Source organism: Mesorhizobium sp. ES1-4 (assembly GCF_020164745.1).
Lineage (GTDB): Bacteria > Pseudomonadota > Alphaproteobacteria > Rhizobiales > Rhizobiaceae > Mesorhizobium.
In genome coordinates this window covers 268,726-294,556 of record NZ_JAIUGV010000009.1, presented here as the reverse complement: position 1 = coordinate 294,556, position 25,831 = coordinate 268,726, and the positions used below count along the sequence as shown (strand labels likewise).

The window sequence follows — 25,831 nt, the reverse complement described above, 5'->3', positions numbered from 1 at the left end:
CCGGTCCTTGGCCGGAAAATAAACCGTTGGCAGGCGGGAACCTGCCGCGCCCGCGCGTTGACAAGCCCGACTGAAGCTTGATCATGCCCGGACGTCTGCAATTGTCTGGAGGGTGTTATGGCAATGCGCGCGGCTCGTGGTCTGTCGATTCTCGTCCTTCTCTTCTTGGCCTGGGGCAGCATCGCGCAAGCGGCCGAAGCCCGGCGAATCGCGACGACCGACAATTCCGATTATTTCGGCTTCGATCTCAGATCCGACCAGAACGTCACGCTCGACCAGTGCAAGACGACCTGTCTCGGCGATCCGGCCTGCCGCGCCTTCACCTACAACACCAAGGCCAAATGGTGCTTTCTCAAATCCGACTATAACCAGTTGAAATCCTTCAGCGGCGCGATCGCCGGCAAGGTCGTCGACATCGACGGCGATCCCGATATCGGCGCGCCGCCCGAACTCGCTTTCTTCCCCAACTGGATGGCCGACCAGGCCCAGCAATACCGCAACAAGCTGCTCGGCCCCGCCTTCGACAAGCCGACGGAGGGAATGGCGGCGCTGATCAGCTCGGCCGAACAGGCCGTTCAGGCTGGCGACCATCGCTCCGCCATGCAGAAATATGAAGCCGCCGTCTCGGTGATGCCCGACGATGGCCAGTTGTGGCTCAACCTGGCGCGCGAAACCCTGGCCGTGCAGCCCACGGCCAGCACCGCTGAAGTATCCACTTTGCCGACGAACGGCACTTCGGCTGCCTTCAACGCCTACAAGCTTCTGCGCACCACCAGGACGCGCGCCGACGTGCTGGCGCTGCTCGGCAACGGCCTCGACAAACGCGAACTCTACCGTCCGGCGCTGCAGGCCTATGAAGCGAGCCTTGCGTTGGTGACGTCACCGGCCGTGCAGGCCGCCTATGCCGATCTCAAGGCCCGCAAGGGTTTCCGCGTCATCGACCACAGCGTCGATGCCGATACCGGCGCGCCGCGCATCTGCGCCCAGTTCTCCGAGGATCTGGTCAAGACCGGCGTCGACTATGCGCAGTTCGTCACCGTCGACAACGCGCCGCCGAAGGGCGTCGAGGCCAAGGACAAGCAGATCTGCGTCGAAGGCCTGGAGCATGGCCAGCATTACGACGTCACCTTTCGTGCCGGCCTGCCGGCCGCGATCGGCGAAGTGACGGCTGCCCCCGTGGTGCTGTCGATCTACGTGCAGGACCGCGCGCCCTCTGCCCGCTTCACCGGCGACAGCTTCGTGCTGCCGGCCGGCGCGCGCCGCGGCATCCCGGTCGTCACCGTCAACATGAATGCCGCCGAAATGAAGCTCTACCGCATTGGCGACCGTTCGCTGGCGCAGCTTCTGTCGGGCTACCAGTTCCTGCACCAACTCGACGGCTACGACATCTCCAACATTTCCGAGCAGATGGGCGCGCCCGTCTGGCAGGGCCAGCTCGACATCGCCAACGATCTCAACAAGGAGGTCACCACCTCCTTCCCGGTCGACGAGGCGCTGCCGCAGCGCAAGCCCGGCGTCTATGTGCTGACTGCCCAGCCGGTTAACGACAAGAGCAACGATTACGGTTCGCTGGCCACCCAGTGGTTCGTCGTCTCCGACATCGGCCTGTCGACCTATACCGGCCAGGACGGGCTCAATGTCTTTGCCCGTTCGCTTGGTTCAGCCAAGCCGATTGCAGGCGCCGAACTGACGCTGGTCGCCCGTAACAACGAGGTTCTCGGCACAGCGACATCGGATGCCGACGGCCATGCCGTCTTCAACCCCGGTCTGACGCGCGGCGACGGCGGCATGGTGCCGGCCGTGCTGATGGCCAAGCAGGGCGACAATGATTTCGTCTTCCTCGACATGGCCAAGGCCGGCTTCGACCTGTCCGACCGCGGCGTCACCGGACGAGCGGCCCCCGGCGCGCTGGACGTGTATGCCTGGACCGAGCGCGGCATCTACCGCGCCGGCGAGGACGTCCATGTCGCGGCCCTCGCCCGCGACGGGGCCACCAAGGCGGTCGAGAACCTGCCGCTGACCTTCATCTTCTCGCGCCCCGATGGCGTCGAGGACCGCCGTATCGTCAGCGACGGCGCCTCGGCCGGCGGCCATGCCGTCGACCTGCCGCTCGAACCCAACGCCATGCGCGGCACATGGTCGGTGTCGATCCACACCGACCCCAAGCAGCCGGCGGTGGCCAGCCAGATGTTTCTGGTCGAGGATTTCGTGCCGGATCGCATCGAATTCGACATGAAGGCCGACAAGCAGGAAATCGCGCGGGGCGAAACCGCCAACATCGACATCGACGGCCGCTTCCTCTATGGCGCGCCGGCGGCGGGACTCGCGCTGGAAGGCGAGTTGACGCTGTCGACGTCGCGCGACTGGGACCGCTTCCCCAATTTTTCGTTCGGCCTCGCCGACGAGCAGTCGGCGGAGCCCACGGTCACGCCGCTGGCCGATCTGCCGGTGGTTGGCGATGACGGCAAGGCGACCTTCCCTGTTACTGTCGACCAGTTGCCCTCGACCACCAAGCTGGTCGACGGCAAGGTGACGGTGCGCATGCGCGAAACCGGCGGCCGCGCCATCGAGCGCTCGCTCAACATCGGCATCCGCCCGCAAGGCCACATGATCGGCATCCGCCCGGATTTCGCCGACGGTGAGGTGCCGCAGGGCGGCACCGCCAGGTTCAGCCTGATCGCCGTCGATCCCGACGGCAAGCGCGAGGCGCTTAAAGGCGCGCAGTGGACGCTGGTCAAGGTCGAACGCAATTACCAATGGTACCGCTCGAACAATTCCTGGAACTACGAGCCGGTCACCTTCACCAAGTCGATCGCCAACGGCCAGGTCGACCTCAACGCCGCTGGCGACGCAACCGTCTCCGTACCGGTCGATTGGGGCCGGTACAGGCTTGAGGTCGAGACATCCGACCCCGAGGGGCCGGCGACCAGCTATGAGTTCGATGCCGGCTGGTATGTCGCCTCGACAACCACGGAAACGCCTGACGGTCTGGAGATCGCGCTGGACAAGGACAATTATGCCGCGGGCGAAGTGGCCAAGCTCAAAATCTCGCCGCATTTTGCCGGCGAACTCCTGATCAACATCGGCTCCGACAAGCTGCTGAAGACCATCACGGCGACCGTTCCGGCCGGCGGCAGCACCGTCGACATCCCGGTCGGCGACGACTGGGGCGCCGGCGCTTATGTCACGGCAACCTTGTTCCGGCCGGGCGATGCGCAGGAAACGCGTATGCCCGCCCGCGCCATCGGCGTGAAATGGCTGACGGTCGATCCGGGCGCCAAGAAGCTTGCCGTCACGCTCACGCCGCCGGACAAGACGATGCCGCGCCAGCAGCTGTCGATCCCGGTCTCCGTGGCCGGCGTGCAGCCGGGCACCAACGCCTATGTCATGGTTGCCGCCGTCGATGTAGGCATCCTCAACTTGACCAACTACAAGGCACCGGACCCGGAGAACTGGTTCTTCGGCCAACGCATGCTGGGCATGGAGATCCGCGACATCTATGGCCGCCTGATCGACGGCTCGCTGGGCACGACCGGCAAGCTCAGGACCGGCGGTGACGGCGCCAACATGCAGGCGCAAGGCAGCCCGCCCACCGAAAAACTGGTCGCCTTCTTCTCCGGTCCGGTCCAGCTCGATGCCGACGGCAAGGCGCGGATCGACTTCGACATCCCGCAGTTCAACGGCACCGTGCGCGTCATGGCTGTCGCCTGGACCAAGGACGCGGTCGGTCATGCCCAGTCCGACGTGATCGTGCGCGACCCTGTGGTCATCACCGCCGGCCTGCCGCGCTTTCTGGCGCCTGGCGACGCCGCCGTGATGCGGCTCGACGTGGCCGACACAGACGGCCCGGCCGGCGACTACGCACTGTCGATCGACACCACGGGCGACCTGTCGACAGGCGACAAGCCCCTGCCCCAGAAGCTGACGCTCGCCCAAGGCAAGCGCCAGACCCTGACCGTGCCGCTGATCGCAAGGACGGCGGGCAATGCCTCGCTCACCATCAAGCTAGCGCATGCCGATGGCACCACGGTCGAGCAGACGCTCCATGTGCCGGTGCGCCCGGCGCAATTGCCGGTCACCACGCGCCTTGTGGTCGACCTCAAGGGCAATGGCGGCGCTCTGCGTGTCGACAAGGAACTGCTCGCCGCCAGCCTGCTCGGTGGCGCTTCGGTCAGCGTCGGCGTTTCGCAGGCGGCGGCCTTCGACGTGCCTTCCCTGCTGATGACGCTCGACCGCTACCCCTATGGCTGCGCCGAGCAGACGACCAGCCGCGCCATGCCGCTTCTCTATGTCAACGACATGGCCTCAGGCATCGGCATGGAAAGCGACCCTGACCTGCACGGCCGCGTCCAGGACGCGATCCACAAGGTGCTGAGCTACCAGTCCTCGAGCGGCAGCTTCGGCCTGTGGGGCCCAGGCTCTGGCGATCTGTGGCTCGACGCCTATGTCAGCGAGTTCCTGACCCGGGCGCGGGAGCAGAAATACGACGTGCCGGCTCTTGCGATGAACCAGGCCCTGAACAACCTGCAGAACTCGCTCGGCTACGACCAGAGCGTACAGGACCGCGGCAGCGAGATCGCCTACGCCCTCTATGTGCTGGCCCGCAACAAGAAGGCCTCGATCGGCGATCTGCGCTACTATGCCGACACCCAGCTCGAAGCCTTCTCGAGCCCGATGGCCGTCGCCCAGTTGGCGGCGAGCCTGGCGCTCTACGGCGACACACAGCGCTCGGAAGCGACATTCAAGACCGCGCTGCAACTCGCCAAGTCGAGCACCGATTACGACTGGTACCGCTCCGACTACGGCTCGGCGCTGCGTGACGGCGCGGCGATGCTGTCGCTGGCGGCGGAATCCAAGCCTGTGTCGACGATCGTGCCTGAGTTGATCAAGCTGGTGACCAGGGAACGCGCCGAAGCCCGCTGGACCAGCACGCAGGACGAGTCCTGGATGCTGCTGGCGGCCCGCGCGCTGAAGGAGGGCAACGATGCGATCGCGCTGACCGTCAACGGCGCGCCGCATTCCGGCGGCTATTCCAACCAGGTCGCCGGCACCGACCTCGTCGACAGCCCGCTCGAAATCGCCAACACCGGCAAGACACCGCTGCAGGCCGTCGTCACCACCGTGGCCTCGCCGGTCCAGCCCCTGCCGGCCGGCGGCGACGGCTTCACCATCAACCGCACCTATTACAAGCTCGACGGCACCGAAGCCAATGTGACGGAGGCGACCCAGAACGAACGCTATGTCGTGGTGCTCAAGGTCACCGAGCAGAACAGCTGGCCCTCTCGCCTGCTCGTCACCGACCTGTTGCCTGCCGGCTTCGAGATCGACAATCCGGGCCTGGTGTCCAGCGCCCAGCTGTCGAACTTCTCCTGGCTGGCACAGACCGACGCCGCCCACCTCGAATTCCGCGACGACCGTTTCGTCGCGGCGTTCAACCCCGCCGACGGCGACCACGACCACAATCTGACGCTCGCCTATGTCGTGCGCGCCGTGACGCCCGGCACCTACGCCCATCCGGCAGCAACGGTGGAAGACATGTACCGGCCGCAATACTCGGCCCGCACCGCCACCGGCATGATGGAGATCAAGGCGCCGTAAGGTGATGCTGACGAATATGAACGCGAGGCTTGTGCTGCCCCTCATCCGCCTGCCGGCACCTTCTCCCCGTATAGTGACGGGGAGAAGGGAGCTGTCTCGAACTTCGCCGCTCTTTCTGCAACGCTGGCGATTGGCGAAACCATCAGCAACGGCGCCTTTCTCCCCGTCACTATACGGGGAGGTGAGACGTGGTCCGCGTAGCGGACGAAAAGCCAATTGCTCGGCTTTTCGAACGGCGAACGCCCGAAGGGCCGCCGTCCCGGCAAGACAATGAGGGGCGGCGCCGTGTTCTCCAGAAAATTCCTGCGCCGCGCCGCCATAACCGCTGCTTCTTGCGCCGGCATTCTCGCCCTCTCCGTCGCCACCCTCTGGGAGCTTGACCGCGCCTTACCGCCCCCGCTTGCCGAGAAACTCACCGTCTCGACCGAAGTCCAGGACCGCGACGGCCAGCTGTTGCGCGCCTTCGCCACGGCGGACGGCTACTGGCGGCTGGAGACCCGGCTCGACCAGGTCGACAAGCAGTTCGTCGACATGCTGGTCACCTATGAGGACAAGCGCTTCTGGGACCATAAGGGCGTCGACGTGCTGGCGCTCGGCCGTGCCGCCGGTCAGCTCGTCACCAGCGGCCATATCGTCTCGGGCGGCTCGACCCTGTCGATGCAGCTCGCCCGCCTGATCGAGCCGCGCGAAAGCCGCAGCCTCGGCTCCAAGATCAAACAGATGCTGCGCGCCATCCAGATCGAACGGCGGCTGTCGAAGCGCGAGATCCTGGAGCGCTATCTGACGCTGGCGCCCTATGGCGGCAATCTGGAAGGCGTGCGCGCCGCTTCGCTCGCCTATTTCGGCAAGGAACCCAAGCGGCTCACCGTTTCCGAGGCCGCGCTTCTCGTCGCCCTCCCCCAATTGCCTGAAAAGCGCCGCCCCGACCGCAATCTCGAGATCGCCCATGCCGCGCGCGATCGTGTGCTGAGCCGTATGGTGTCCTCCGGCCTGATCGGCGAACGCGAGGCGGCACGCGCGGCACTCGACGATGTCTCGGGCCTGCGGCGTGCCTTGCCGGCGCTCGCCGCGCACGCCTCCTATGCGATGCTGCCCAGGGCCGTGCCCGGCCAGCCGCTCAAGCTGACGATCCGCAAAAGCGTCCAGCAGGGGCTGGAACAGGTGGCGCGCAAAGCCGCCACCAAGCTCGGGCCGCGTCTGTCCGTCGCCATGGTGCTGGCCGATGCCCGCACCGGCGACATTCTGGGCGAAGTGGGCTCGGCCAATTTCTTCGATTCCAGCCGTTCCGGCTGGATCGACATGACCAAGATCGTGCGGTCCCCCGGCTCGACGCTGAAGCCCTTCATCTATGGCCTTGCGTTCGAGCAGGGACTGGTGGCGCAGGAAACGCTGATCGAGGACAGCCCGGTCGATTTCGGCGGCTACAGGCCGAAGAACTTCGATATGGGCTATCAGGGCGATGTCAGCATCCGCCAGGCTTTGCAACTGTCGCTCAACGTGCCGGCGATCCGGGTGCTCGATGCAGTCGGCCCGGCGCGGCTGACCGCGCGCTTCCGCCAGGCCGGCGTAAACCCGGTCCTGCCGGTCAACGAAGCGCCGGGCCTGGCCATTGGCCTCGGCGGCGTCGGCGTCACGTTGCGCGACCTTGTCCAGCTCTACACAGGGCTCGCCAATGGCGGCAAGACGCACTCGCTGCATGACGGCACCGAGCCGGCCGATGCCGTGAGTTCGACCACCACCATCCTCAACGACCAGGCGAACTGGCAGATCATCGACATTTTGTCGGGTGTGAAGCCGCCTGAAGGCGCCTTGCAGCGTGGTATCGCCTACAAGACCGGCACCTCCTATGGCTACCGCGACGCATGGTCGGTCGGCTTCGATGGCCGCTATGTGCTGGGTGTCTGGGTCGGCCGGCCCGATGCCGGCGCGGTGCCGGGCCTCTCCGGCTATGTCTCGGCCGCCCCGATCCTGTTCGAGGGGTTTGTCCGCTCCGGCCTCGCCACCGTGCCGCTGCCCGGCAAGCCGCCTGGCGCCTTTACCCCCAAACGCGAAGACCTTCCGGTGACGCTTGCGCGCTTCGGCGCCGGCGCCGACGGCCTGGTGCAGGCGGCACCGACCGAACCCGCGCCGACCATCGTTTTCCCGCCGGACGGCGCCCGCGTCGATCTCGCCACCAACTCCGCCGACGCCTCGCCGCTGGTGCTGAAACTACAAGGCGGCCGCGCGCCGTTCCGCTGGCTGGCCAACGGCAAGCCGCTCATCGGCCTCGACCGCCGCCGCACCGCAACCTGGCTGCCCGACGGCGCGGGTTACTCGACGCTGACCGTCATCGACGCGGCCGGACGGGCGGCGAGTGTGAAAGTGTTTGTTGAGTAGAGTGAGCCAAGCGATTCAGAGAGTTAGTTTTCGATAAGGCCAGCGGATAACAGGATATTCGCCCATGCCTGTTCCGAGGCACAATAATCTATTGTCGGCAGCGTCGGCGTTCGCTTCGGTAGTGCTCTTGCGGCGATCCTCTTCTCCGCCCGTGCCGATCCCTGCCCACCGGTAACCGCGCATCCCCGGACAGGATAGGCTGGATGGCGGCCCGACTCCGTGCGGAGCACCGCAAGGAAGATATTTCCCATCATTGCCACCAATCGCGGAATATTTTCTCCTGGAGGACAAAAAAGGCAACATTCATTGCATCTTATTTCTATCAATTCGGTAGATTTAGAGGGGTTAAAAACGGAGGTAGAAATGACCAAACCTCATTTCCGGAAACTGCTCGGCGCGCTGGTCGCCGCATCTGTCCAGTTCGGCACGCTCGGTTTCGCGTTTGCCGACACCACCATTCTCAACGTCTCTTACGATCCGACGCGTGAACTCTACAAGGCCTATGACAATGCCTTCGCCGCGCATTGGAAGACTGAGACCGGCGAGACGGTCACCATCCAGCAGTCACATGGCGGATCCGGCGCTCAGGCCCGCGCCCTGATCGACGGCCTGAACGCCGATGTGGTGACACTGGCGCTCGAAGGCGACATCAACGCCATCGTTTCGAAGTCCAAGAAGATCAATCCCGACTGGCGCACGAAATTCGCAAACAATTCAGCGCCTTACACCTCGACCATCATCTTCTTGGTCCGCAAAGGCAACCCCAAGGGCATCCACGACTGGAACGACCTCGTCAAGGACGGCGTCGAGGTTATCACGCCCAACCCCAAGACCTCGGGCGGCGCGCGCTGGAACTATCTCGCGGCCTGGGCCTATGCCAACGCCAATGACGGCGGCGATGAAGCCAGGACCAAGGAATTCGTCGGCAAGCTCTACGCCAATGCTCCCGTACTCGACACCGGCGCGCGCGGCTCGACCGTGACCTTCGCGCAAAAAGGGCTCGGCGACGTGCTGATCGCCTGGGAAAACGACGCCTACCTGGCGCTCGACGAATTCGGCGCCGACAATTTCGACATCGTCTATCCGCCGACCTCGATCCTCGCCGAGCCGCCGGTGGCCGTGGTTGACGCCAATGTCGACGCCAGGGGCACGCGCAAGGTGGCCGAGGCCTATCTGGGCTACCTCTATTCCAGGGAAGGCCAGACCATCATCGCCAGGAACCACTACCGGCCGTCCAAGCCCGAACTGGTTCCGCCCGAGGATCTCGCCAAGCTGCCGCCGATCAAGCTGATCACCATCGACGACCCGCTTTTCGGCGGCTGGAAGAAGGCACAGCCTTATCACTTCGGCGACGGCGGTATATTCGACCAGATCTACAAGCCGGCCCAGTGATCTAGATTCAGATCGGGACGACATGACCACAGCATCCGCGCAGGCGGGGTGGCGGTTCAAGCAGCCCAGCGTCATTCCGGGTTTTGGATTGACGCTGGGCTTCTCGCTCGCCTATCTCACCCTCATCATCCTCATCCCGCTATCCGGGCTGATCTGGCGCTCGGCCGCTCTTGGCTGGCCCGAGTTCTGGGCGATCGCCACCGATCGCCGCACGGTCAACGCACTTCAGATCAGCTTTGGCACGGCGTTCGTCGCGGCTGCGGTCAATGTCGTCTTCGGCACGCTCGTCGCCTGGGTGCTGGTGCGCTACCGTTTTCCCGGCCGCCGCATCGTCGACGCCATGGTCGACCTGCCATTCGCGCTGCCGACGGCGGTCGCCGGCATCGCGCTCACCACGCTTTACGCACCGAACGGCTGGATCGGCCACCTCCTGGCGCCGCTCGGCATCAAGGTCGCCTACACGCCGCTCGGCATCCTCATCGCGCTGATCTTCATCGGCCTGCCCTTCGTCGTGCGCACCGTGCAGCCGATCATGGAAGAGATCGACAAGGAGGTGGAGGAAGCCGCCGCCACGCTTGGCGCCAGCCGCTTCCAGATCATCACCCGCGTGCTGTTTCCCGGCCTGGCGCCGGCTATCATCACCGGCTTTTCGCTGGCCTTCGCGCGCGGCGTCGGTGAATACGGCTCGGTGATCTTCATCGCCGGCAACCTGCCCTACAAGTCGGAGATCGCACCGCTTTTGATCGTCATCCGGCTCGAGGAATACAATTACCCGGCGGCGACCGCGATTGCGGCAATCATGCTGGCGCTGTCCTTCCTCATGCTGTTGATCGTCAATCTGGTGCAGACATGGAGCCGCAAGCGCTATGGCTGACCCCGAGATCAAATCCTGGGAACCGCATCACGCGAGCAAGTCCGCGGCGGTAACCGAAAGCAGGCCGGCACGGGCCGTGCTGATGGCCATCGCCTTCGTCTTTCTCGCCGTCTTCCTGCTGCTGCCGCTGATCATCGTCTTCAAGGAAGCCTTCGCCAAGGGCATTGGCACGTATCTGGAATCGCTGGGCGATGCGGACACCCGTTCGGCGATCCACCTGACCTTGCTGGTGGCGGCGATCTCGGTACCGCTCAACATCGTCTTCGGCATTTCGGCTGCCTGGGCGATCGCCAAGTTCGAGTTCAAGGGCAAGGCTTTTCTGACCACGCTGATCGATCTGCCTTTCTCGGTCTCGCCTGTCATTTCGGGTCTGGTCTACGTGCTTCTGTTCGGCGCGCAGGGGTTGCTCGGCGAGTGGCTGAAGGCACATGGCATCCAGATCCTGTTCGCGGTGCCAGGCATCGTTCTGGCCACAGTCTTCGTCACCTTTCCCTTCGTCGCCCGCGAATTGATCCCGCTCATGCAGGAACAAGGCAATGGCGATGAAGAAGCCGCCCTTTCGCTTGGCGCCAGTGGCTGGCAGACTTTCTGGTATGTGACCCTGCCCAACGTCAAATGGGGCCTGCTCTACGGCGTGCTCCTGTGCAACGCGCGCGCCATGGGCGAGTTCGGCGCGGTTTCGGTGGTGTCGGGCCACATCAGGGGCCTGACCAACACCATGCCGCTGCATGTCGAAATTCTCTACAACGAATACAACGCCGTCGGCGCCTTCGCCGTCGCCTCGTTGCTTGCCGGGCTGGCGCTCGTCACGCTGGTTCTGAAAACGCTGCTCGAGATGCGCTACGGCGCCGAGCTCGCCGCGACGCGCGGACATTAGCAATGCATGTCGCCCAAAGTGGCTACCGGTTTTGGGACAACGACATGCATTCACAAAAAAGGGACTGTAGATGGAAGTTCGCGTTGCCAATGTGCGCAAGGAGTTCGAGCGGTTTCCGGCGCTCCACGACGTCTCGCTCGACATCAAGTCGGGCGAACTGATCGCGCTGCTGGGTCCGTCCGGTTCCGGCAAGACGACGCTGCTCAGGCTGATCGCCGGGCTGGAGCGCCCGACGCGCGGAAACATCTTCTTCGGCGACGAGGACGCTTCGCGGAAATCGATCCAGGAGCGCAATGTCGGCTTCGTCTTCCAGCACTATGCGCTGTTCCGGCACATGACGGTGGCCGACAATATCGGCTTCGGCCTGAAGGTCCGGCATGGACCGGCGCGCCCGCCCGCTCAGGAAATCCGCCGCCGTGCCTCCGAACTTCTCGATCTCGTGCAGCTTTCAGGGCTGGAGAAGCGCTATCCCGCGCAGCTTTCAGGCGGCCAGCGCCAGCGCGTGGCGTTGGCGCGCGCGATGGCCATCGAACCCAAGGTGCTGCTGCTCGACGAACCGTTCGGCGCGCTCGATGCGCAGGTGCGCCGGGAATTGCGCCGCTGGCTGCGGGAAATCCATGACGCCACCGGCCACACCACCGTCTTCGTCACCCACGATCAGGAAGAGGCGCTGGAACTGGCCGACCGCGTCGTGGTGATGAGCCAGGGTCGCATCGAGCAGGTCGGCACCGCCGACGACATCTACGACACGCCGAATTCGCCCTTCGTCTACGGCTTCATCGGCGAATCCAGCTCGCTTCCGGTCAAGGTCGAGAATGGCGAGATCTGGCTCGCCGACCGTCCGATCGGATTGCAGGCTCCGCATGCGCCGTCGGGGCATGCAAAGCTCTATTTCCGTCCGCATGATGTCGAATTGCTGGACGGCTGCAGCGGCTGCATCGCCGGCACCGTGGCTGCCAGCCGCCGCGTCGCCGGCACACGGCGCGTCGAGCTCGAAATCGGCGGCGGGCGCCAGCGGGTCGAGGTAGAACTCCCGGTCGATCATCCGGCGGCTCAGAAGAGCCGCGTGGCGTTTCGGCCGGGGCGTTGGAAGCTGTTTGCGGCGGCATAATTCCAGCGGTCGAGCGCGCTACTCCAGCCAGTTCTCGATTTTCAGGTTCCGTATCCGGTTGAATTCTCCGGTATTGGCGGTCACCAACGTAACACCCAGCACGCAGGCATGGGCGGCGATAAAAAGATCATTATGTCCAATGGGTTGACCAACGGCCTCCAGCTCTGCTCGAAGGGCGCCATACTCAACGTCCACCGGCACATCGAGCGGCAAGACAGGAATCTCTGCCAGCAGTTCCTCGACTTTCTTGAGCAGCTTGGCTGATCCCTTCTTGGCGCAGCCATACCGCAATTCCCCAGCAACGACGATGCTGGTGCACACTGCGGCGTCTCCCTCACGCATCACGGCACTGGCAGCTTTGCCGGCAGGATTTCGGATCATGTCGCTGATGACATTCGTGTCCAGCATGAACCGCATCAAAAAATGTCCTCGGATTCGACAGGGGCATCGTCGATCTCGGGAAAATCGTCTTCGGGGCCAAGTTGCGGCTCTTTCGCCCACTGGGCAAGCAGTGCGGCGAGGCCGGGTTTTCGAACAGGTTCGATAATCAGGCGGTCGCCTTCACGGCTGATCAGGACCTTCTCACCCGGAAGTTCGAACTCGACGGGAATGCGCACTGCCTGGCTCCGGTTGTTGCGAAACAGCTTCGCTTCTTTCGGCGGCGTCGCTGATTGACGCTGGGACATGATTGCCTCCTATGTATATGCCATTTGTATATGCCTGGAGATGCGCCATTGCAAGTTAAGGAACAATCCGGAGGCAACAAGGCGCTGACTGGAACAGAATGACGACGTCTTTTCTCACTACGACAAGGCACAACTGTCGCGCGTACGCTTTAAACCCGGCGAGAGAGCCGGTGCTTTGCCGGCTTGTGCGCCAGCGATCCGGTTTCCGGCGGGACATCGGCGCCTTGCGCGCAAAGCGTTACAAAGAATCAACGCGTTTGTGCCTAACTGCCTTCCAATGGCTTTGTTTTCGCGAAACGGCAGCGTGCGGAGGCAATGCTGTCATCATTTGCACACAAACAACCGCCAGATCCGGGGTGGTTGGGGCTTCAATGGGTTGACTCGGGCATGCTGACGAAAAAAGGCAAGTACGGCCTCAAGGCCCTCGTGCACCTTTCCAATCTTCCGGTTGGCCAACTGGCCTTCGTCAACGACATCGCCGTCTCCAACAACATCCCGAAGAAATTCCTCGATGCCATCCTGGGCGAACTGCGCAATGCCGGCTTCGTCCAGAGCCGCAAGGGCAAGGAAGGCGGCTATCGTCTCGCCCGCCCCGCGTCCGAGATCAAGATCGGCCATGTCGTGCGCGTGCTCGACGGCCCGCTGGCGCCGATACCTTGCGCCAGCCGCACGCAGTACCAGCGCTGCGAGGATTGCGACGAAGCGACCTGCCAGGTACGGCACATGATGCTGGAGGTGCGCCAGGCGATCGCGGAGGTGCTGGACAACCGCAGTCTCGCCGCCATGCGCGATGCCGACAATGACGATTTTCCAGTCGAGTTGACATCCCAGATCTAGAGCCGGGTGAATGAGGCTGTCGAGGTTTACGAAATCCCGAAAAGCCGCCCGCAAGCTGCCATCGGCGGCCAGCTTTCGTACCGAAGTCATCGCAGACGCCTTTGTTCCCGAATATGCCGAGCACGTGCGCTTTTTCAGCCGCAAGGTGGCTAGTCCCGGCAGGCCTCGCCGTTTCTCCACCAGGGATTTTCGTGAAAGCCTGGTTGCCCTCTTCTACCTGGCGGTCGCGGCAGCGCTGCCTGTGCGCTGGTGGTCGCCGATCTGCGACTGGGCGTCCAGGCTTCGCCTGAAGCGCCATATGCGCAAGGATTTCCGCTTCTATGCCGATGCGACCCGTGCGGTGCTTGGCGAAGGCATTGATGCGCGCAAGCTGTTCGAGGCATTGCTGGCGGCGCGCCATCGCCGCCGCATGCAACTTGCCGCGCATCTGGTTGCCCGCCGCTGGACGCCGATGATCCGGCTGGAAGGGCTCGAGGGCCTGCAGGCAGCCTTGCAACGCGGCCACGGCGCGATCCTGTGGTGCGATCAGTTCACCGCCCAGACGATGATCGGCAAGCGCGCCATATATGAGGCCGGCATCGAAGCGCATCAGGTCAGCGTCAACACGCATGGCGTTTCCGAGACCGCATTCGGCCAGCGCTTCCTCAACCCGCCAATGGTTCATGTCGAGAACCGGTTCCTGAAAAGCCGCATCGTCTTCGACCGTGACGACGCCTATCAGGTCACCATCCGCATTCAGAAGGTGCTGAAGCAGAACGGCGTCGTGATGATGACCAACACCATCCACGCCGGCTCGACCTTCACCGAAACCGCGCTGGGCGAAAGCGGCTGGACGCATCTTGCCTCGGCGCCGGCGAATTTCGCCGCCCGAGGCAAGACGGCCCTGTTTGCCATGTCGACATTCGAGGTGGTGCCCTTCCGGGAATACCGTGCCGTTTTGAGCCCTGAACTGATGCCGGCACCGCCGGCGCTCGCGGCAATGGACACAGCTAGGGACGGAGCCAAGAACATGACCCTGCAGGCGCACTACATCCTGCTGAAACGCGACTGCCTGCTGCAGGCGCTGAAGCAGTTCCCCGAGCAGATGCTGTCCTGGTCGCGCCAGGAGCGGTTGACAGAAGCCCGGGACGGCATCGGCATCGGTTCCGAGGAAGTCTCATGACCGGCGCATCGAGCGCATTGCCTGGCCGACGAGTTCGTCAACCGGTAGCGTCGCGTCGAGCGTCAACGCCCGCTCATCTTGCCCCGGCGGCTCGAGGATCGCGAACTGGGTGTCGACCAGGCTTGCCGGCATGAAATGGCCTTTGCGATTGCCAACGCGCCGCCGCGCGGTGGCGGGATCGATCTCCAGATAGAGGAAGTCGATGTCCGGGCAAAAACCGCGGAGGCGCGCGCGATAGCTGTGTTTCAGCGCCGAGCAGGCTGCGACCACGCCCTGCCCCTTGCCGATCGACGCCGCGATGTGCCCGCCGATCGCGTCAAGCCAGCCTTCGCGCAACTGGTCGGTGAGCGGCTCACCACGTGCCATGCGCGCCACATTCTCCGGCGGATGCAGCCTGTCGCCCTCGATGAAGACGGCGCCGAGCGCCGCTGCCAGCGCAATGCCGACAGCGGATTTGCCGCAACCGGCGACGCCCATCACTACGATGGCCGGAGGCACTGAGCCGGGAGCGCTCGTTAGCGCCTGCGCTGCTTCTTCGTCCACGACTATCGGCTTGCCGGCGCGCGGCCGTAGAGCAGCAGCATGGCGACGATGACCACGCCATAGATGATCTGCCGTCCCGCCTCGGGCATCTGCAAGACCGACAGGATGGATTGCAGCAGCGTGATCAGGATCACGCCCGCGACGGTGCCGAGATAGGAGCCGCGCCCGCCGAGGATCGAGGTGCCACCGAGCACCACGGCCGCGATCGACGGCAGTAGATAGGCGTCACCCATCGATTGCGCGGCCTTGGAGGCGTAGCCAGCCAGCAGCACGCCGCCGAAAGCCGAGAGCCCTCCGGAGACGGCAAAGGCGATCATCACCACGCCTCTTGTGTCGACGCCGGAGAGATAGGCGGCGCGCTCGCGGTTGCCGATGCCATAGACAGCGCGGCCAAAGCCGGTGCGGGTCAGGACGAACACCATCGCTGCCCCGATCAGCGCCCAGATGATGACCGCGTTGGGGACGCCCGGAATGGTGAAGCCGGTGGCCAGGTAGCGCATGGCGCCGGTCGCCGAATCCTGCGGGGAGAAACCTCCGGTGTAGACCACCATCAGCCCTTGCGCGACGGCGTTGGTGGCGAGCGTGATGATCATCGAGGGAATGCGCAGATAGGCAACGCCGATGCCGTTGACGACGCCGATCAAGACGCCGCAGAAAACACCGAATGGAATGGCCAGCGCCACCCCGACCGGTCCGTAGGCGGCGGCTGCACAGGCCATCATCGCGCCAGCCGCTACCGCCCATGGCACCGACAGGTCGATCTGGCCGAGCAGGATGACCAGCATCATGCCGGTGGCGATAACGCCGAGGAAAGAGGCCACCTTGAGCTGCTGCAAGAGATATTCAGGCGACAGGAAGCTTCGTGAATAGAGGCTGCCCACCAACAGCAGCACCACGATGCAGGCAAAGGCGGTCAGCACAGCCGGATCGGCGCGGCGGATGAATTTCGGCATGCGGCCGGCAATGCCGCCAAGCGTCGTCTCGCTCACAGGAACCACTCCAGCCGGTTGCGGACCCGAAACAGTGCGAAGGCGCCGAGGCTGACGGCGACCAGCAGGATAACGCCCTGGAACAGCGGCTGCCAGAGCGGATCGAAATCGAACACGAACAGCAGGTCGCCGATGGTGCGAAAGGCAAGCGCGCCGAAAATGGCCCCGATGGCGCTGCCCTTGCCACCGAACAGCGAGACGCCGCCCAGCACGACCGCGGCGATCGAGAACAGCGTGTAGGCGTTGCCGCTCGCATAGGCGGCCTCGCCCGTATAGGTGAAGAAGGTCAGGAACAGCCCGCCGATCGCCGCCAGCAGCCCGGCCAGCGTATAGGCGGCGAATTTGCCCCTGCGGATCGGCACCCCTGACATGTAGGCCGCCGTCTCCGACGACCCGGCGGCGCGGGCGGCCCGACCCAGCACCGAGCGGCTGAACGGCACCCAGACGATCAGCACGACGGCCAGCAGGACGACAACGCTCGCCGGCACGACGCCGAACACGCGGCCGGTCAGCGCATCGGCCAGATCCTCGTTGACCGAACCGCCAGGAAACGGCCTCAGCAGCAGCCCGATGCCGTAAAAGACGGCGCCGGTGGCAATGGTGGCGACAATGGGCTGGAGGCGCCCATAAATGACGATGGCGCCGTTGATCGCCCCGCACAACAAGCCGACAGCCAGCACGGCGATGACGCCCAGCGCCGTTTGCATTGGCGTGCCCACGACCAGCCAGGACGCCAGGCAATTGGTAAGCAGAAAGATCATGCCGACCGAAAGGTCGATGCCGGCTGTGAGCACTACCAGCGTCTGTGCCATGGCGACGAAGGCCAGCAGCACGCCCTTGTTGGCCGCCGTCTGCACCACATTGGCAGTAAAGCCCGCCGGATGGTTCGATGTGTAGATGATGAACATGACGATGAAGATGCCGAGCGCCAACAGCGTTCCACGCTGTTCGGCTAGCCAGTAGCGCCAATCCTTCACGCTATGATCCCTTTCACGCGTCCGCCCCCTGGCTCGTCGGGTTCCCCTCGCCATGGATGTTGAGTGCGCTTGATATTAGCGCCCGCTCGGTGATCTCGGCGCCAACCAGCTCGCGCTTGACCGCGCCGTCATAGAGCACCAGCACCCGGTCGCAGCAGCCGACCAGTTCGTCATAGTCAGTCGAATAGAACAGGATCGCCGCGCCGGCGTCCGCCAGCTTGCGCATCAGCTGATAGATTTCCTGCTTGGTGCCGACATCGATGCCGCGCGTCGGATCATTGAGCAGGATGATGCGTGGCTGGCGCATCAGCCATTTGGCGATCACCACCTTCTGCTGGTTGCCCCCCGACAGCGCGCCGACCGGAATGTCAAGGCTCGCCGTCTTGATCGCCAGCAGGCCGACCATGTCGTCGATGAGCCGCTGTTCGGCGGCACGGTCGATGATGCCGCCTTTGGACAGCCGGTCGAGCGCGGCGAAAGACAGGTTTTCGCGCACCGTCATCGGCAGCATCAATCCTTCGGTCTTGCGGTCTTCCGGAATGAGCGCCATGCCGACGCCATCCTCCCGGGCCGCCGCCGGGCTGGTGATCGTCACCGGCTTGCCGTCGATCAGCACCTCGCCCGAGAGGCCGCGCAGCACGCCGAAGAAAGCAAGCAGCAGTTCGCGCTGGCCCTGGCCGTCGAGCCCGCCGAGGCCAACCACTTCGCCTGCCCTGACCGTCAGCGAGATGTTGTCCAGCCGGTCGGCCCAGGAAAGCTTGCGTGCCTCGAGCCTGGGGGCGGCGCTCACAGGCGCCGCTGCCGGTTTAGGCGGGAATATATGACTGTATTCCCGGCCGATCATCAGCTCGACCACCTCGTTATCGCTCTTCGAGCCGGCCTTGTAGCTGGCGACGTTGCGGCCATTGCGGAATACGGTGCACTGATCGGCAAGTTCAGCGATCTCGTTCATGCGATGCGAGATGTAGAGCAGCGCCAGCCTTTCTGAACGCAGGCGCTTCAAGACGCCGAAAATATTCGCGACGTCCGTTGCCGTCAGCGCTGAGGTCGCTTCGTCGAGGATGAGGATGCGCGGCTTGCGCGCCAGGGCCTTGGCGATCTCCACCATCTGGCGCCGTGACAGCGGCAGGTCCTTGACCAGCGCCAGCGGATGAATGTCGCCGGCGCCCGCCCGCGCCAGTGCGTCCTCGGCAACGCGGCGCTGCGCCTTGCGGTCGATCATGCCGAAGCGTTTGGGCGGATCGGAAATGACGATATTGTCGGCGACGCTGAGCTCAGGGATCAGCGACAGTTCCTGAAAGATGCAGGCAATGCCCGCTCTGTTGGCCGCTCCGGGAGAGGCGAAATTCACCTCGCGACCGTCCAGCATCATGCGGCCCTCATCGGGCGCCACGACACCGGCCATGACCTTGATCAGCGTGGACTTACCGGCGCCGTTTTCACCGAGGATGGCGTGGATGCTGCCGGTGGAAACTGACAGATCAGCCTTCTCCAGCGCTCGTACGCCGCCATAGCGCTTGGATACGCCTTCCACACGCAGGAGCGGAACCACGCTGTCCATCAGCCCTCCCAGGCTATTTCCGATCGACGCATGCGGCCGATGGCGCGGGTTTGCTCCCCGCGCCGCCGGCCTGTCCGACTACTTGTTTTCCTTGGTCTGGCCCATGATTTCCTGGGCTGTGAAATTGATGCCGCAGGTGGGGAAGGAATTGCCGACGAAAAAATTATCGGACTGGTCGGGGAAGAAATCCTGGCCTGCCTTGAAGTTGGGGTCCTCGACGATCGCCAACGGCAACTTTACCGATTGGGGCACGACATTGCCTTCCAGGGCAGCAATCGCCGTTTTGATGGCGACGGCCACCTGGGCTGGTCCGGTGCCGGCCGACGAGCATTTGAGCCCATCCGCCGCATGCGCGGCACAGAATTTGCGGAAGCCGTTCTCCGTCTCGCCGCCGAAGGGCACGAATGGATGCTTGGCGTCCATCATTGCCTGCACGATGCCAGTGTCTCCGCCCTGGCCGGTGATGCCGTCGAACGGACCGTTGGTGGCGATTGCGTCGGCGGTCGCCTTCTGCGCCACGCCGTCGTCCCATTTGCCCACGACCTCCGTGACGGCCCACTTCTTGCCGGAGCCGTCCAGCACCTCGTGGATGCCGGCATGACGGTCCGTGTCCACGGAAGTGCCGGCCACGCCGCGCACTTCGAGCACCTTGCCGCCATTGGGAACATGCGAGACCAGCCACTTGCCCCAAAGTTGGCCGAGGCCCTTCTGGTCGACATTGACGTTGATGGCGTCCTTGGTGTCGAGGATGTTGTCAAAGGCGACGAGCACGACCCCCGCTTCCTTGGCGCGCTTGATGACCGGCCCGAAAGCTGTCGGATTCTGCGCGTTGACGACGATCGCGTCAAAGCCGGAATCGATGAAGTTGTTGATCGCGGATATCTGCGCCGGAACATCCTCGCCAGTCGACACGACCTTGAATTCCTTCAAGTTCTTGGCGACGTCCGGTTGTGCGGCATAGGCCTTGGCGGTCTGTACCATTTGGATACGCCAGGTGTTGGCGATATAGCCGTTGGCGAGCGCGATGCGGTATGGGCCGGCCTTCTTAGGGAACTTGAAGAATTGCGTATCGGTTGCCCATGGGGCGAAGCAGTCCGGCTCGGCTGCGGGTCCCTTGACGATTTCTGGGCCTGCGGCGATCGCCGCCGAGCTCAACATGACGAATGCAGTGGCGGCAACGACGCCACCGACGAGTGACTTGATCATTGATATTCCTCCCAGTTGCAGTTCCGACTTGTTTTGGCTGCATTACAATTTCGCGTTCCAAGCACCTCCCGCGCTAGCCCGCACATCAGATGGCCGCCGCCGACCTGATACCTCCCTGTCGCTCCTTTGAGCGGCTGTCAGTCTATCATATTATCGATAATAAACAAGGAAGCCCTGTCGGTTGTACATAATAAACAGCAGGTGGTCCTTACGTCGGCTCCGAATGGTAGCGCTACCACTTGCCCCTGTAAAGTCACGTTTCAGCAGGCTCTAAAATGCCTCAGCGCGCCGTGCTCTCGCGCCGTTTCAGCTCGAAGCCGAGATCGACGACGCGCTCCTGCGGCCTGTGACCCGATATCGCCGCCAGTGCCATGGCCACCGCACGCCTGCCGATTTCGTAGCGATGGGTGCGGATGCTGGTGATCGAGGGAAAGGCCACCTGCATCATGTCGAGATCGTTGAAGCCCACGATGCCGATCGTCTTCGGCACGTGGATCGAAGCGCGATGACATTCGAACAGCACGCCGAGCGCGATGTCGTCATTGTTGCAGAACACGCCGTCGAGCGTCGGCATCTTGGCAAGAGCATCGCGGAACAGTTCGCGGCCAAGCGACACGCTGGACAGCACCGGCGTAGTGGTGATCAGGCGCGGGTCGAAGAGGCCGGCCTTCTCCATCACCAGGCGGTAACCGGCAAGGCGCCGCTGCGAGCGCGGGTCCATGCGCGCGCCGATGAAACCGATCCGGCGATACCCCGCCTCGATCAAGTGCTCGGTCGCAGTCCTGCCGCCGTCGATATGTGAGAAGCCGACCATCATGTCGACAGGATCGGGTCCGGTCTCCATCACCTGAACCACCGGGCAACCGGCATTCTCCAACAATTTTCGCGAGGTTGATGTCTGGTCGATGCCTGCAACGATCAGCGCGGCGGGTCGCTGGGAGCCAAACACCTGCAGCAACCGCTCTTCCTCCAGTCCGGAATAGTGCGTGTTGCCAAGCTGGATGCGGAACGGGCTGTCCGACAGGCTGTCGTAGATACCGCGAACCACCTCGGCGAAGACATTGTTGGTCAGCGAAGGCACCAGTACGCCGAACACTTCAGCCCGGGCCGAGGCCAACGCGCGTGCGTTCGGGTCCGGCACATAGCCGAGATCATCGACGGCGGCCTGGATCTGGCGGCGCAATTCCTCGGAAACGCGCGCCGGCTCGCGCAACGCACGCGATACAGTGATGGCGCCGACGCCGGCCTTGCGTGCCACATCCGATATGGTCGGGCGGCCACCGCCCCTGCGCGAGCGGGGCTTGATCAAGGTCTTGGCTCGTGCGCCCGGCTATTCAAGCGCGCCCGCAATGCGATCTCTCCAGCCCTCGCCATTTCACCGGCCTGTTGCCGCACCCATCGGCCCCTGGCGTCGCGCGATGAATGCCTGTTGTCAAGTCTAGCCACCGAGTGGCTGTGCTTGGCTCTCGCCTCAGGCGGCCACGACGCCCTTGTGCCTTGCCTTCCACATGAACAGTCCGATCGCCAGTATGTTCAGCAGGTTCCAGGCGATGCCGTTCAGGAACGCGGCGGCGTATGACCCCGTCAGGTCGTAGATCCAGCCCGACATCCAGCCGCCGATCGCCATGCCGAAGATCGTCGCCATCATGACGATGCCGATGCGCTGGCCGGCCTCCTTGGCCGGCAGGTATTCGCGCACGATGATCGCATAGCAAGGCACGATGCCGCCTTGCGACAGGCCGAACACCAGCGACACGACATAGAGCGAGGCAAGCCCGTCGAACGGGATATAGAACAGCAATGACAGGCATTGCAGCACCGAGCCGATCAGCAGGGTTTTGACGCCGCCGATGCGGTCGGCGACAAAGCCCGAGGCAAGCCGGCTGACGACGCCCGCGGCCATCATGATGGACAGCATGTCGGCGCCATGCGCCATACCGTAGCCAAGATCCATGCAATAGGCGACGATATGCACTTGCGGCATCGACATCGCCACGCAGCAGCCCAGTCCAGCGACGACCAGCAGCATCTGCATCATTGCCGGCGACAGCGAAATCGGCTGCACAGGTCGGCTCCCGGGCGAGCCGGCGGCCGCCGCTTCGGGAGCGCCGCGCCGCAGCAACAACACCAGCGGCACCATGGTGACCAGGCAGAATATGGCAATGGCGGCATAGGTGAAGCGCCAGCCTTCCGCCTTGATCAGCGTCGGCATGATGGTTGGCCAGATCGTTCCGGCAAGGTAGTTGCCGGCCGCCGCCGCCGTGACGGCGACGCCGCGGCGGCGATTGAACCAGTGCGAGATATCGGCGATCAACGGTCCAAAGATCACCGATGTGCCCAGACCGATCAGCACGCCTTGGGCGAGGGTGAATTGCAGGATCGAGGTCGACAGGGACGCGAGCATGAGACCGGCGGAAAGCGTGATCGAGGAGAACAGCGCCGGAATCCAGTAGCCCATTCGGTCGATGGCGCGGCCGACCAGTACGTTGCCGGCGGCAAAGCCCACCATGGTCGCTGTGTAGGGCATGGATGCTGCGGCACGGTCGACGCCGAACTCGGCCTGCACCGCCGGCAGCACCACGACGACGGCCCACATGCCGACCGCACCGATCGTCGCCAGCAGCATCGAGATGGCCAGCCGCATCCAGGCGTAGGAACTGTCGATGCCGGGGTTGGACCGGCTCAAGTCAGTACGGGTCAAGGGCGTTTCCTGTCGGCGGTCTCGACCGCTGCTGTTTTGGCCACTATCGACGCATTCCCGGAGTACAGCAGCGCCACAAAGACCAAATCGGTGGCTCCAGGCCGAACCGGAGGCGGAACCGACGCCGATATCTGGAGTTTCCGATCAGCAACCCCGCAAAGGAGTCCAGCCATGACCGCCACCAAGCAGAAATGGTCGGCAGAGGTGACCGAGCACAGCGATGCGCTGGATCTCGAGGAGCACATCTTCGAATCCGACGACGCCAGGAAGATCGCGACCTCGCTCAAGCGATCGGCCGAACACAGCCATCGCCGCAAGGCCGAGCCGTTCCAGTCCGCCATGTCGATGCTGAATTTCTACATCAACAGGGCCGGAAAGAACCTGCCCGCGGCGCGCAAGAAAGTCCTCGAGGACGCCAAGGACGAACTGCGCGCCGCATTCGGGCGTCCAAAAGAGGATTAGCCTTCCTCGCCCGTAAGATCTGGCGAAGGGCTGCGGGCCGTGGCGCGCGGCGCCCTGCTATTTGATATCGGGCTCGACGAGCTTGGCCAGGTTCCGCAGCGATTCCTGCCAGCCGAGATAACAGGCTTCCGCGGGAATGACGTCCGGGATGCCGGCTTGGGTGATGTTCACTTCGGTGCCGACGGACACTTTCTTCAACGTCACGGTCACCTCGATTTCGCCGGAAAGATTGGGATCGTCGAACCTGTCGGTGTAGCGCAGGAGTTCGCCCGCGACGAGTTCGACATATTCACCACCAAACGAGTGGCTGTCGCCCGTCGTGAAGTTGCGGAACGACATCTTGAACGTGCCGCCGACCTTGCCGTCGAAGTGATGAACCGTGCAAGTGAACCCGTTCGGCGGCAGCCATTTGGCAAGCGCATCGGCCTCGAGGAACGCGCGGTAGACCTTCTCCGGGCTGGTGGTCAGAACGCGGTGCAGACGTACGGTGCTGGGCATGTCGATACTCCGTTGTGGTTCCTGTTCGATACCCCAAGGACGGCTGACACCCGGCCGATCCGACACCGGCTCTCGAACTTTTTGGCGTTGCCGGCCACAATTTGCTTCGACAGCCTGAGGGGCGGAAACACCTGCTCCCAAATGGCCTTGTCGCGGAAATCTATCGCGAACGGATGACGTTGTCGGTATTGGCCAGCAGCTTGCGCACGGCGTTGCGCGCCGCATCCGGCCGCTGCAGGCGGATGTTCTTTTCGATTGCCTCGTGCATCTTCTGGGCGAGCTGCAAATCGTCGAGTTCCCGCGTCGTATAGGCAAAAAGGTGATCGAAGGCGGATTCGATCAACACGCCGAGCGGCACCAGCAGGTCGTTGCCGGAGGCACGCAGGATTGCGAGATGGAAGCGCGTATCGGCGCGGGTCCGTTCCTGCAAGCTTTTCGCCTCGCCCATCTCCCGGCAGGCCTGGCTGATCTCGGCCATCTGCTCGTCGGTCCGCCGCATGGCGGCAAAGGCGGTCGCTTCCGGCTCGATGATGTGGCGGAATTCCTGCACCGTTCTCAAGAACACCTCGCGGTCGGGCGACGTCGCGTACCAGGCCAGCACGTCGCGGTCGAGCAGGTTCCAGCGTTCCTTCGGTTCGACCCAGCTGCCGATCTTGGGCCGCGACGCCAACAGGCTCTTGGCCATCAGCATCTTGATCGCCTCGCGCACCGCCGACCGGCTGACGCTGAAGGTCTCCGACCACTTGGCTTCATTGGGCAGGATGGTGCCGGGCGGATAGTCGCCGCGCACGATCCGCAGGCCGATCTCGCCCGCCAGCGACGTATGCACGCTGGAGCCCGGGATACGCGCCGCGTCTGGCCGGCGAACACCGGCCGGGCGTTCGGCGGCTACAGCCTTTTTGGGCGACTTTTCCTTGCTCGGCTTCGCGTCCCGCATGGTTCCAGAAAGGCCGGTTTGGAGAAGCTGTCAAGCGCGGTGCGCGCGTTGGGCCGCAAAGCCGGCTTCTATGCACAACCCAGCCGCGATTCGGCCACGCTCAGGCGGTTTTGACGTATTTGCGCCAGCTATGCTCCGGCCGGAAACCGAGCATGTCACGCGCCTTGCGGTTCGACAGCAGCGTCTCGTATTCGCCGAGCTCGCCCTTGACCGGCACACCGGGATAGAACCGTTTCAGGAGTTCGGCGGTCGGCAGATCGGACGAGGTGTCGTCATTGGCGGCGTTGAACACCTGGTAGCCCAGCCCATCCTTCTCGATGGCGCGCAACGTGATCTGGCCAAGGTCGCGCGCGTCGATGTAGCTCCAGGCTATACGTTTGCGAAAGCCCGGATCGGCGAACCATTTCGGAAACAGCGAATACTCATGCGGCTCGATGACGTTGCCGATGCGCAAGGCGTAGATGTCGGTGCCATTGCGCTGCGCGAAGGCCCGCGCCGTCTTCTCGTTGACGATCTTGGACAGCGCGTAGCTGTCCATCGGATCGACGTCATACTCCTCGTCGAGCGGGAAATGGGTGGGGTTGCGCGGCTCGTTGGCGAACACCAGGCCATAGGTCGTCTCGCTGGAAGCGATGATCACCTTGCGGATGCCGAGCTTCACCGCGGCCTCGATGACGTTGTAGGTGCCCATGGCATTGATGCGGAACACCTCGTTGTCGGGCGTGATCATGATGCGCGGGATGGCGGCGAAATGCACCACCGCATCGACCGGCTGCGGGCGCAGCGACGGATCGAATTCGTGCAGCCCCATATAGCTCGACAATGCGTTGAACACCTGGCCACTGTCGGTGATGTCGGTGATTAGCGTGCGCACCTTGGGATTGTCGAGCGGCCTGGTGTCGATGTTGAGCACCTGGCAACCCTGTTCCACCAGATATTGCACGACGTGGCGCCCAGCCTTGCCGCTGCCGCCGGTGAACATGATCCGCTTCGTCATTCTGGTCTCCACGAAAAGCCCTGGGATTGACGTGTATTGTCAGACAA

Annotated in this window: 21 protein-coding genes; 9 read left to right on the top strand and 12 right to left on the bottom strand. The window is 63.8% G+C overall.

The window, feature by feature from the left end; translation table 11 throughout:
* The first annotated feature begins 117 nt into the window (after window positions 1–117).
* The 6 genes from LB556_RS19515 (at window position 118) to LB556_RS19490 (ending at window position 12,228) form a co-directional block, all read left to right on the top strand.
* Complete coding sequence (locus LB556_RS19515; protein ID WP_224569358.1) at window positions 118–5,598, top strand: alpha-2-macroglobulin family protein; 5,481 nt, start codon at window positions 118–120, stop codon at window positions 5,596–5,598.
* Window positions 5,599–5,868: 270 nt separating this feature from the next.
* The gene (gene pbpC / locus LB556_RS19510; RefSeq protein WP_224569422.1) at window positions 5,869–7,974 is read left to right on the top strand and encodes a penicillin-binding protein 1C; all 2,106 of its coding nucleotides are present in this window, start codon (window positions 5,869–5,871) and stop codon (window positions 7,972–7,974) included.
* Between the two features lie 363 nt (window positions 7,975–8,337).
* Complete coding sequence (locus LB556_RS19505; RefSeq protein WP_224569357.1) at window positions 8,338–9,366, top strand: sulfate ABC transporter substrate-binding protein; 1,029 nt, start codon at window positions 8,338–8,340, stop codon at window positions 9,364–9,366.
* A gap of 22 nt (window positions 9,367–9,388) precedes the next feature.
* Window positions 9,389–10,240, top strand: coding sequence for a sulfate ABC transporter permease subunit CysT (gene cysT / locus LB556_RS19500; protein WP_224569356.1), 852 nt, complete (start codon window positions 9,389–9,391; stop codon window positions 10,238–10,240).
* Window positions 10,233–11,117, top strand: a complete 885-nt coding sequence (gene cysW / locus LB556_RS19495) for a sulfate ABC transporter permease subunit CysW (protein ID WP_224569355.1) — start codon at window positions 10,233–10,235, stop codon at window positions 11,115–11,117. Before cysT ends, cysW begins: the two co-directional genes overlap by 8 nt.
* 70 nt (window positions 11,118–11,187) lie before the next feature.
* Entirely contained in the window at window positions 11,188–12,228 is a 1,041-nt protein-coding gene (locus LB556_RS19490; protein ID WP_224569354.1) for a sulfate/molybdate ABC transporter ATP-binding protein, read from the top strand.
* A gap of 18 nt (window positions 12,229–12,246) precedes the next feature.
* Here the strand turns inward: LB556_RS19490 and LB556_RS19485 are convergent, their stop codons facing one another.
* Both LB556_RS19485 and LB556_RS19480 read right to left on the bottom strand, forming a co-directional pair.
* Window positions 12,247–12,645 (bottom strand): type II toxin-antitoxin system VapC family toxin, encoded by a 399-nt coding sequence (locus LB556_RS19485; protein ID WP_224569353.1) that lies wholly within the window; start codon window positions 12,643–12,645, stop codon window positions 12,247–12,249.
* Window positions 12,645–12,914 carry an antitoxin gene (locus tag LB556_RS19480; protein WP_224569352.1) on the bottom strand — a complete coding sequence of 90 codons (270 nt, stop codon included), beginning with the start codon at window positions 12,912–12,914 and terminating at the stop codon, window positions 12,645–12,647. Before LB556_RS19480 ends, LB556_RS19485 begins: the two co-directional genes overlap by 1 nt.
* A gap of 387 nt (window positions 12,915–13,301) precedes the next feature.
* Here LB556_RS19480 and LB556_RS19475 point away from each other — a divergent pair, with 387 nt between their 5' ends.
* Entirely contained in the window at window positions 13,302–13,751 is a 450-nt protein-coding gene (locus LB556_RS19475; RefSeq protein ID WP_140732252.1) for an RrF2 family transcriptional regulator, read from the top strand.
* A 10-nt stretch (window positions 13,752–13,761) separates the two neighbouring features.
* Window positions 13,762–14,913: a hypothetical protein gene (locus LB556_RS19470; RefSeq protein WP_224569351.1), complete on the top strand. Its 1,152-nt coding sequence runs from the start codon at window positions 13,762–13,764 to the stop codon at window positions 14,911–14,913.
* Here the strand turns inward: LB556_RS19470 and LB556_RS19465 are convergent.
* From LB556_RS19465 to LB556_RS19435, 7 genes are all read right to left on the bottom strand, one after another.
* A complete protein-coding gene (locus LB556_RS19465) occupies window positions 14,908–15,456 on the bottom strand; it encodes a gluconokinase (protein WP_224569350.1) in 549 nt (182 codons plus the stop codon). The genes LB556_RS19470 and LB556_RS19465 overlap by 6 nt on opposite strands.
* A gap of 2 nt (window positions 15,457–15,458) precedes the next feature.
* On the bottom strand, window positions 15,459–16,445 hold the full coding sequence (locus LB556_RS19460) for an ABC transporter permease (RefSeq protein ID WP_224569349.1): 987 nt from the start codon (window positions 16,443–16,445) through the stop codon (window positions 15,459–15,461).
* Window positions 16,442–17,422 carry an ABC transporter permease gene (locus LB556_RS19455; protein ID WP_224569348.1) on the bottom strand — a complete coding sequence of 327 codons (981 nt, stop codon included), beginning with the start codon at window positions 17,420–17,422 and terminating at the stop codon, window positions 16,442–16,444. Before LB556_RS19455 ends, LB556_RS19460 begins: the two co-directional genes overlap by 4 nt.
* 13 nt (window positions 17,423–17,435) lie before the next feature.
* Window positions 17,436–18,983 carry a sugar ABC transporter ATP-binding protein gene (locus LB556_RS19450; RefSeq protein ID WP_224569347.1) on the bottom strand — a complete coding sequence of 516 codons (1,548 nt, stop codon included), beginning with the start codon at window positions 18,981–18,983 and terminating at the stop codon, window positions 17,436–17,438.
* 78 nt (window positions 18,984–19,061) lie between these two features.
* Entirely contained in the window at window positions 19,062–20,189 is a 1,128-nt protein-coding gene (locus tag LB556_RS19445; RefSeq protein ID WP_224569346.1) for a sugar ABC transporter substrate-binding protein, read from the bottom strand.
* A gap of 280 nt (window positions 20,190–20,469) precedes the next feature.
* Window positions 20,470–21,498 (bottom strand): LacI family DNA-binding transcriptional regulator, encoded by a 1,029-nt coding sequence (locus LB556_RS19440; protein ID WP_224569345.1) that lies wholly within the window; start codon window positions 21,496–21,498, stop codon window positions 20,470–20,472.
* 162 nt (window positions 21,499–21,660) lie between these two features.
* The gene (locus tag LB556_RS19435; RefSeq protein WP_224569344.1) at window positions 21,661–22,890 is read right to left on the bottom strand and encodes an MFS transporter; all 1,230 of its coding nucleotides are present in this window, start codon (window positions 22,888–22,890) and stop codon (window positions 21,661–21,663) included.
* A gap of 171 nt (window positions 22,891–23,061) precedes the next feature.
* Here LB556_RS19435 and LB556_RS19430 point away from each other — a divergent pair, with 171 nt between their 5' ends.
* A complete protein-coding gene (locus LB556_RS19430) occupies window positions 23,062–23,352 on the top strand; it encodes a DUF3175 domain-containing protein (RefSeq protein ID WP_224569343.1) in 291 nt (96 codons plus the stop codon).
* 57 nt (window positions 23,353–23,409) lie between these two features.
* On the opposite strand, the gene LB556_RS19425 is transcribed toward LB556_RS19430, so the two are convergent.
* The 3 genes from LB556_RS19425 to LB556_RS19415 all read right to left on the bottom strand — a co-directional run bounded on the left by LB556_RS19425 (window position 23,410) and on the right by LB556_RS19415 (window position 25,784).
* Window positions 23,410–23,850: an SRPBCC family protein gene (locus LB556_RS19425; RefSeq protein ID WP_224569342.1), complete on the bottom strand. Its 441-nt coding sequence runs from the start codon at window positions 23,848–23,850 to the stop codon at window positions 23,410–23,412.
* Window positions 23,851–24,010: 160 nt separating this feature from the next.
* On the bottom strand, window positions 24,011–24,787 hold the full coding sequence (locus LB556_RS19420) for a FadR/GntR family transcriptional regulator (RefSeq protein ID WP_224569341.1): 777 nt from the start codon (window positions 24,785–24,787) through the stop codon (window positions 24,011–24,013).
* 100 nt (window positions 24,788–24,887) lie between these two features.
* On the bottom strand, window positions 24,888–25,784 hold the full coding sequence (locus tag LB556_RS19415; RefSeq protein WP_224569340.1) for an NAD-dependent epimerase/dehydratase family protein: 897 nt from the start codon (window positions 25,782–25,784) through the stop codon (window positions 24,888–24,890).
* Window positions 25,785–25,831 lie beyond the last annotated feature (47 nt).

Coding starts and splice junctions, on each gene's coding strand:
- LB556_RS19515 (WP_224569358.1), top strand. CDS start 118: ATGGCAATGCGCGCGGCTCGTGGTCTGTCGATTCTCGTCCTTCTCTTC.
- pbpC (WP_224569422.1), top strand. CDS start 5,869: ATGAGGGGCGGCGCCGTGTTCTCCAGAAAATTCCTGCGCCGCGCCGCC.
- LB556_RS19505 (WP_224569357.1), top strand. CDS start 8,338: ATGACCAAACCTCATTTCCGGAAACTGCTCGGCGCGCTGGTCGCCGCA.
- cysT (WP_224569356.1), top strand. CDS start 9,389: ATGACCACAGCATCCGCGCAGGCGGGGTGGCGGTTCAAGCAGCCCAGC.
- cysW (WP_224569355.1), top strand. CDS start 10,233: ATGGCTGACCCCGAGATCAAATCCTGGGAACCGCATCACGCGAGCAAG.
- LB556_RS19490 (WP_224569354.1), top strand. CDS start 11,188: ATGGAAGTTCGCGTTGCCAATGTGCGCAAGGAGTTCGAGCGGTTTCCG.
- LB556_RS19485 (WP_224569353.1), bottom strand. CDS start 12,645: ATGCGGTTCATGCTGGACACGAATGTCATCAGCGACATGATCCGAAAT.
- LB556_RS19480 (WP_224569352.1), bottom strand. CDS start 12,914: ATGTCCCAGCGTCAATCAGCGACGCCGCCGAAAGAAGCGAAGCTGTTT.
- LB556_RS19475 (WP_140732252.1), top strand. CDS start 13,302: ATGCTGACGAAAAAAGGCAAGTACGGCCTCAAGGCCCTCGTGCACCTT.
- LB556_RS19470 (WP_224569351.1), top strand. CDS start 13,762: ATGAGGCTGTCGAGGTTTACGAAATCCCGAAAAGCCGCCCGCAAGCTG.
- LB556_RS19450 (WP_224569347.1), bottom strand. CDS start 18,983: ATGGACAGCGTGGTTCCGCTCCTGCGTGTGGAAGGCGTATCCAAGCGC.
- LB556_RS19445 (WP_224569346.1), bottom strand. CDS start 20,189: ATGATCAAGTCACTCGTCGGTGGCGTCGTTGCCGCCACTGCATTCGTC.
- LB556_RS19430 (WP_224569343.1), top strand. CDS start 23,062: ATGACCGCCACCAAGCAGAAATGGTCGGCAGAGGTGACCGAGCACAGC.
- LB556_RS19425 (WP_224569342.1), bottom strand. CDS start 23,850: ATGCCCAGCACCGTACGTCTGCACCGCGTTCTGACCACCAGCCCGGAG.
- LB556_RS19420 (WP_224569341.1), bottom strand. CDS start 24,787: ATGCGGGACGCGAAGCCGAGCAAGGAAAAGTCGCCCAAAAAGGCTGTA.
- LB556_RS19415 (WP_224569340.1), bottom strand. CDS start 25,784: ATGACGAAGCGGATCATGTTCACCGGCGGCAGCGGCAAGGCTGGGCGC.